Source organism: Lysobacter sp. CA196, assembly GCF_052078695.1.
GTDB lineage: Bacteria > Pseudomonadota > Gammaproteobacteria > Xanthomonadales > Xanthomonadaceae > Lysobacter.
In genome coordinates this window covers 43182-50078 of the sequence record NZ_JBQJIN010000037.1, presented here as the reverse complement: position 1 = coordinate 50078, position 6897 = coordinate 43182, and the positions used below count along the sequence as shown (strand labels likewise).

The following is a 6897-nucleotide window of genomic DNA, read 5'->3' as shown; positions in this document are numbered from 1 at the left end:
GGAGGTGTTTCTGGAGAAGCTTTACAGGCGGCCGGTGAACTTCTCTATTGAGGACGTGCTTGCGGTGGGGTGATGCACTTGGATGTTGACTCCGCCTAACCAAAGAAGTTGCTTTGTTTTGAATCACCGGCCCGCACGAGCGATGCCGACGCAGGGATCTACATACGGGACATCCCTGTCCCGATGAAAAACGGCGCGCATCCCTGTGCGCCGCCCTCCGGGTCTTCTATTGCCTTCGCTAGTGCAAAGCGACGCACAGCAACAACAGCAAGGGCAACAGCTGGCTATCGCGCAGCACCACAGCTCACGCGGATCGCGGAACGAACGCGGTCGCGGCTCACGCCGCTCCTACAGAGAAACTGTTGGACACTCAGCCAAAACAAAACGGCCGGTGCATGCACCGGCCGTTCGTGTGTCAGGACTTGCCCCGCCCACGACCGGCCTGCGCCGGTCGCGGTGCGTCGATCAGAAGCGCAGATCGGCGCGCAGGTAGAAGAAACGGCCGCCCGGGATGTCGTAGGTCGAGGCGTCGTAACCGTTGAGCGAGCACGACAGGCACACCGGCGGATCGGTGTCGGCGACGTTGTTGACGCCACCGGTGATCTGCAGGCCCTTCAGCCAGTCGATGTGATAGCCCAACTGCAGGTCGTGGTAGGTCGTGGCCTTGAGCTTGTTGTCGCCGGTGACCGGGTTGTCGCAGTACGGCGAATCCAGCGCCGAGGCCTGGCAGATTTCGGTCATGTCGGAGATGTGGCGGATGGTCCACGACGCGGTCCAGGCGTTGCGCTTCCACGACAGGCTCGCGTTCGAGCTCCACTCCGGGATCGCGCTGTCGTTGACTTCCACGCCCGGACGGCGCGGCTGCACCTGACCGGCCGCACCGACGGCGTCGTACTGGGTCACGAAGGTGTTCTGCCAGCTGACCTTGAACTGGCCGATCGAGGTTTCCGGCAGAGTCCAGAAGAAGTCCACGTCCCAGCCGGAGGTCTTGATCGAACCCAGGTTGGTCAGCTTGTTCTCGAAGGAGTTGATGCCGCCGACGCTGGAACGGGTGATGCCGTTGCAGTAGGTCGGGTCGAGCGTCTGCACGCACAGATTGAGCTGGGTCTGGGCGTCGATCGCCTGCACCGCACCTTCCAGCGAATGGCGGTAGAAGGTCACTTCGAAGTCGAACTTGTCCGACCACGGCACGCCCGAAGCCCAGGCCGGGCTGTAGACGAAGCCGGCGGTGAAGCTGCGCGCGGTTTCCGGCTCGAGGTCCGGGTTGCCGCCGGTCTGCACCGAGATCTGGCTGTTGGCCTGGGTCGCGCCGGCCGGCACGCCGAGGGCGGCGCAGTTGGCGCGGTTGCCGGTCGCCGGCGAGCCGGTGATCGAAATCAGGCAGGGATCGCTGAGCTGCAGGTCGGCGCGGCTGGCCGAGCCGAACAGTTCGCCGATCGACGGCGCGCGGAAGCCTTCGGCGTAGGTCGTACGCAGCAGGAACTCATCGGCGACCTGCCAACGCAGGCCGTACTTCGGGGTGAACTGGCCACCGAAGGTCGAGTAGTCCGAGTAGCGCCCGGCCAGGCTCAGGTCGAGGCTCTTGCCGAAGGTGCCTTCCTTGATCAGCGGCAGGTTGAGTTCGACGTAGGCTTCGTTGACGTCGTACTCGCCCTGGGTCGGCAGCGACTGGGTGCCGTTGTAGTAGCCGGCCACCGTGATCGGGTCGGGCGAATAGAAACCTTCGTACTTGCGGTATTCGTAACCGGCGGCGAACGACAGCGGGCCGGCCCAGGCTTCGAACAGGTCGCCCGACAGGTTGGCGGTGAAGGTCTGCAGCTTCTGCTCGCTGCGGTCGCGCACGATCGGGCTGATCCACTCCAGCATCGCCGGGGTGATCGTGCCCGGGCCGCCGAACAGGTTCAGCGGCACGCAGCCCGGGGTCGCGGCGCACACGGCCGGGTCGCCCACGGCGAGGTTGATGTTGCGGATGTTGTAGCTGCCGCGGTTGGTCTGTTCGGCTTCGTTCTTGTTGCTGGCGAGGTTGACGTCCCAGAAGTAGGTGCGGTCGCCGACGTCGAAGCTGCCTTCCACGCCCGCGGCGATGTACTTGGTGTCGACTTCCTGCTCGAAGATGCGCGGGCCGCCCTCGACCGGACGTCGGCCGATCAGGACCAGGTTCGGGTTGGCGCCCTCGGTGGTCAGGTCGAAACCGAAGGGGTTATACGGATTCAGGCGCGAGACCGTGATGTGCTCGGACCAGGGATTGCCGGTACCGGCGTCCAGACCCAGGAACAGCGGTTCCGGCGCGGCCTGGTTGGTCGACTCGCGACGGTTGTACAGCGCCTTGACGTAGGCCTGCACGTTGTCGTTGAAGTGGTAGCGGAACTGGCCGAACACGCCGGTGCGCTTGGACGGCGTCAGCAGCATGTTCTGTGCGGCGAAGTTGTAGCGGTTGGCGCCGGTGAAGCCGATGAAGTCCTGCGGGTAGCGCACGCCGTTCGGGAAGCTGCTGCCGTTGGGCGTGGTGATGTTGCAGAACGGGATCGACGGCGTGCTCGGATCGTCGTCGGTGTCGGTCAGCGGGCAGGCAGTGCTGGCGGTGGCCGGGGTGATGATGAAGCGGCCGTTCGGCGTCGCCGAGCTGCCGGTTTCCACGCCCAGGCCCGGCACCGGCACGCGCGAGAGTTCGCGGTCGCGCGAGAACACCGGGTCCTGATCGACGTAGCTCAAACCCAGGAACAGGTTGGCGCGGTCGGTGTTGTAGCCCCAGGCTGCATCGAAGCCCTTGAGCTCGCCGTCGCCTTCGCCGTACTGGCCGTAGTTGAGGGTGATCTGGCCGCCGTCGAAATTGCGGCGGGTGATGATGTTGACCACGCCGGCGATCGCGTCGGAGCCGTACAGCGACGAGGCGCCGTCTTCCAGCACTTCGATGCGCTCGACGATGGCCAGCGGAATGGTGTTGAGGTCGGTCGCCGCGCCTACGCCGGAGGCCGAGGATTCGTTGACCCAGCGCATGCCGTCGACCAGGACGAGAACGCGCTTGGGACCGAGATGACGCAGGTCGACCTGGGCCGAACCGGCACCGACGCCATCGCCGTTGGGCGAGAAGCCGAAGTTGCCGGAGGAATTGAACTTGGTGTTGAGCGCCGAGCCGGCGCCGGTGAGCTCCTGGACCACGTCGCCGATCGAGGTCAGACCGGTGCGCTCGATGTCGTCGCGGGTGAGGGTCTGGACCGGGACCTGGCTTTCGATCTCGGCTTTCTTGATGCGGGTGCCGGTGACCTGGACGGTGTCCAGCGTGGTGGCGTCTCGGGCAGGCGCGACTTCCTGGGCGGCTGCGAGCCCCGGCAGGGCGACCAGCAGGGACAACTGAATGGCTTTCGCCAAGGCATGACGACGCGACACTTTCATCGACTCTCTCTCCCTCAAGAATGTGGCTGTAGCTCTGATGGCTATTGGCACGCCGTCCATCCATGCGGACGGCACCGGGAGGTTGTAAACAATTCGTGAATCCGCCACAAGGCGCAAATAGGGACTACTTGCCAACTGGATCGCATTTCTGATCGGGATCGGCCCCGGCTTGAGACGTACGTCGCCTATGGGCGAACCAGCCTCCCCTGTTCAGCTAATACCTCCCGAGCGGCTCGACGCCGGCCCCGCCGCGCTCCGCGAGCGTGGCCGTGGTCGTGCTTCAACCGCCCAGCAGCAGGCTCACCGCGACCAGGATCAGGAACGCCGCGAACACCCGCTTGAGGGTGTCGCCGTGCAGCTTGTGCGCGAGCCAGGTGCCGTAGGGCGCGGCGAACACCGAGGCGATGGCGACGCCGATCGCCGCCGGCAGGTAGACGTAGCCGATGGCATGCTCGGGCAAAGCCCCGGCCGGCGCGTTGAAGGCATAGCCGACCGCACTGGCCAGGCCGATCGCCACCCCGCAGGCCGAGGACGTGCCGACCGCGCGCACCGGCACCACGCCGCGCCACACCAGCAAGGGCACGGTCATGCTGCCGCCGCCGATGCCGACCACCGCCGAGACCGCGCCGATGCCTACGCCCGCGGCCGACAGCGGCAGGCCCTGCGGCGGTGGTGCGCCCTCGGCGAGCGGCGCGCCGTTCTTGCCGAACAGCAACTGCGCCGCGGCGATCAGGCAGTAGCCGGCGACGATCAGGCGCAGCCAGTCGCCGTCGATGCGCACCGCGACGAAGCTGCCGAGCCAGCCCCCGAGCAGCAGCCCGGGCACCATCCAGCGCACGGTCGGCCACATCACGCTGCCGCGCTTGGCGTGGGCGCGCGCCGAGGCGGTCGCGGTCAGCACGATGCTGGCGAGCGAACTGGCCAAGGCGGTGTGCATGGCCGCTTCCTGTGGAATGCCCATGAGCGGCGCGAGCCAGGCGAGCGCGGCGACCAGCACCAGGCCGCCACCGATGCCGAGCAAGCCGGCGAGCACGCCGGCCACGGCGCCCAATGCGAGAAAGACCAACCAGGCTGTCACTGATGAACGCTCCGCAGGATCCGTGCCGAGCCTACAGGGTCGCGGTGCGGCGCCGCGAATGCCTGTCGCGATGCGGCGGTTGGCGGTCGCGGGCGCGGCCGCAAGACGAAGCCGTGACAGCGAGCGCATCGATCGCACCACGCCGTCGCGCCGCTGTCGTCGCAAGAGTCTGATCGCGCCGAAGCTTCGCGTCGCCTGCACGATCCTGAAGCAGAGGCCACACATCCACAGGGCGAGTCGTCGAACGATGGCCGGACAAGCTGCGACGCACTTCGCAACCGCCGCATCGACAGCCGCATTTATGGCGAATGTTCACATAAGGCATTCATGCGTGCTGGGCTATAGTCCGGCGATGCTGCCACGCCCCTACACACTCGCCATCGCTGCGTTCGCCGCGGCCCTCGCCACCACCGCTTGCGCCCAGACCACGGCGTCGGCGCCGGCCCAGGCCGCGGTCAAGCCGGCGCCGGTCGTCAACGCCTTGCCCGCGCCCGCGGTCGATCCGCAACTGCCGCGCCTGCGCGCGGCGATCGAAGCGGCCGAGCGCGGCCAGTTCGACAGCGGTCAGTACGCCGACCTCGTGCGGCATCCGCTGTACGGTTGGATCGAGTACGCCAACCTGCGCCGCGTCATCGACACGGTCAACAACGGCCAGGCCCAGGATTTCCTCGCCCGTCGCGGCAAGGAAGCCTCCGGCGAAGCCTTCCGCGAAATCTGGCTGGCGGCGACCGCGCGTCGCGAAGACTGGCCAAGCTTCCTCGCCGCATGGACGCCGAAAAGCGCCACCGGCAAGGAACGCAGCGTCAGCCTGCGCTGCGCCGAATTGAATGCGCGCCAGGCCCTGGGCCGCACCGACGACACCTGGACCCGCGAAGCGCAGGCGATCTGGCGCAGCAGCGGCAAGTCCCTGCCCGACAGTTGCGACGGCCCGTTCGCGGTGCTCGCCGCCCAGGGCGCGCTGTCGCCGGAGCTGCGCTGGGAGCGCATCGAGGCCGCGGCCGCCGAATGGCAGCCGGCGGTGATGCGTTCGGCCGCGCGCGGCCTGCCGGCGGATCAACTCGCACAAGCGAACGACTACGCCGCGTTCCTGGATAACGTGAATGAGCGCGCGCTCGGTTGGCCGAAGACCGAACGCAGCCGCAAGATCGCCTCCTACGGCCTGGCCAAGTTCGCCAAGGCCCAGCCGGCCAGCGCCGAGCAGCAATTGCCGAAATACGCCAACGCACTCGGCTTCAGCGACGCCGACCGCGGCCGCGTGCTGTACCAGACTGCGCTGTGGTCGGTGGCGTCCTACGAGGCCGAATCGGCGCGCCGCCTCAATGCCGTGCCCGAGGTCGCCTACGACGAGCGCCTGCACGAGTGGCGCGCGCGCGAAGCGATGGCGCGCTCGGATTGGGCCGGGGCCCTCGCCGCGATCAAGAAGATGGGCGCCAAGCAGCGCGCCGATTCGCGCTGGCAGTATTTCGAGGCCCGCCTCAGCGAACGCGCCGGCGACAAGGCCGGTGCGGATCGCCTGTATCGCGAAGCGGCCAAGAAGACCGACTTCCACGGCTTCGTGGCCGCCGACCGGCTCGGCGCGCCGTATGCGCTGTGCCCGCTGCAACCGACCGACAGCGCCGCGGCCAAGGCGACGATCGCGCGCGACCCGGCCCTGCAGCGGGCGATGGGCCTGTTCCAGATCGAACGCGCCGGTTGGGCGGTGCGCGAATGGGACGACGCGCTGAGCCGCTTCGACGACACCCAGCGCCGCATCGCCATCGAAGTCGCGCAGAGCTACAACTGGTTCGACCGCGCGGTGTTCTCGCTCAACAAGACCCCGCAGGAACAGCGCCTGTATTACTTGCGCTTCCCGCTGCACCACGGCGACACGATCCGCCGCGAGTCGGCCAAGAACGGCATCGATCCGGCCTGGGTCGCCGCCGAGATCCGCGCCGAGAGCATCTTCAACCCGACTGCGCGCTCGGGCGCCAACGCGATGGGTCTGATGCAGGTGCTGCCCGGCACCGGCGCGGCGGTCGCCAAGAGCCTGGGCCTGCCCTGGGGCGGCGCCGCCAGCCTGTACGACTCCGACACCAACATCATCCTCGGCACCGCCTACCTGCGTCAGTTGCTCGACAAGTACGGCGGCCAGCCCTACTTCGCCATGGCCGGCTACAACGCCGGCCCGGCGCCGTTGGCGCGCTGGCAGTCGCAGCGCCCGGGCATGGAGCCGGAGTTCTGGATCGAGACCATCAGCTATAAAGAAACCCGCGAATACGTCGCGCGCGTGCTCGCCTTCAGCGTGATCTACGACTGGCGCCTCAACGGCGACGCGCACAACGTCAGCGACCGCATGCGCGGCATCGCCACCGGCAAGCGCAAGTCTTTCGCCTGCCCGGTGGCGACGGCCACCGCCGCCGCGCCGGCACCGGCCGAACAGGAGTGAG

3 protein-coding genes are annotated in these 6897 nt (G+C 67.7%); 1 reads left to right on the top strand and 2 read right to left on the bottom strand.

The window, feature by feature from the left end; genetic code table 11:
- Positions 1-465: 465 nt before the first annotated feature.
- Positions 466-3393 (bottom strand): TonB-dependent receptor, encoded by a 2928-nt coding sequence (locus ACTOWK_RS21750; protein WP_441332176.1) that lies wholly within the window; start codon positions 3391-3393, stop codon positions 466-468.
- 280 nt (positions 3394-3673) lie between these two features.
- Entirely contained in the window at positions 3674-4471 is a 798-nt protein-coding gene (locus ACTOWK_RS21745; RefSeq protein ID WP_441332175.1) for a sulfite exporter TauE/SafE family protein, read from the bottom strand.
- A gap of 301 nt (positions 4472-4772) precedes the next feature.
- Between ACTOWK_RS21745 and ACTOWK_RS21740 the strand changes: the two genes are divergently transcribed.
- A complete protein-coding gene (locus tag ACTOWK_RS21740; protein ID WP_441332174.1) occupies positions 4773-6896 on the top strand; it encodes a transglycosylase SLT domain-containing protein in 2124 nt (707 codons plus the stop codon).
- Position 6897: the final 1 nt, after the last annotated feature.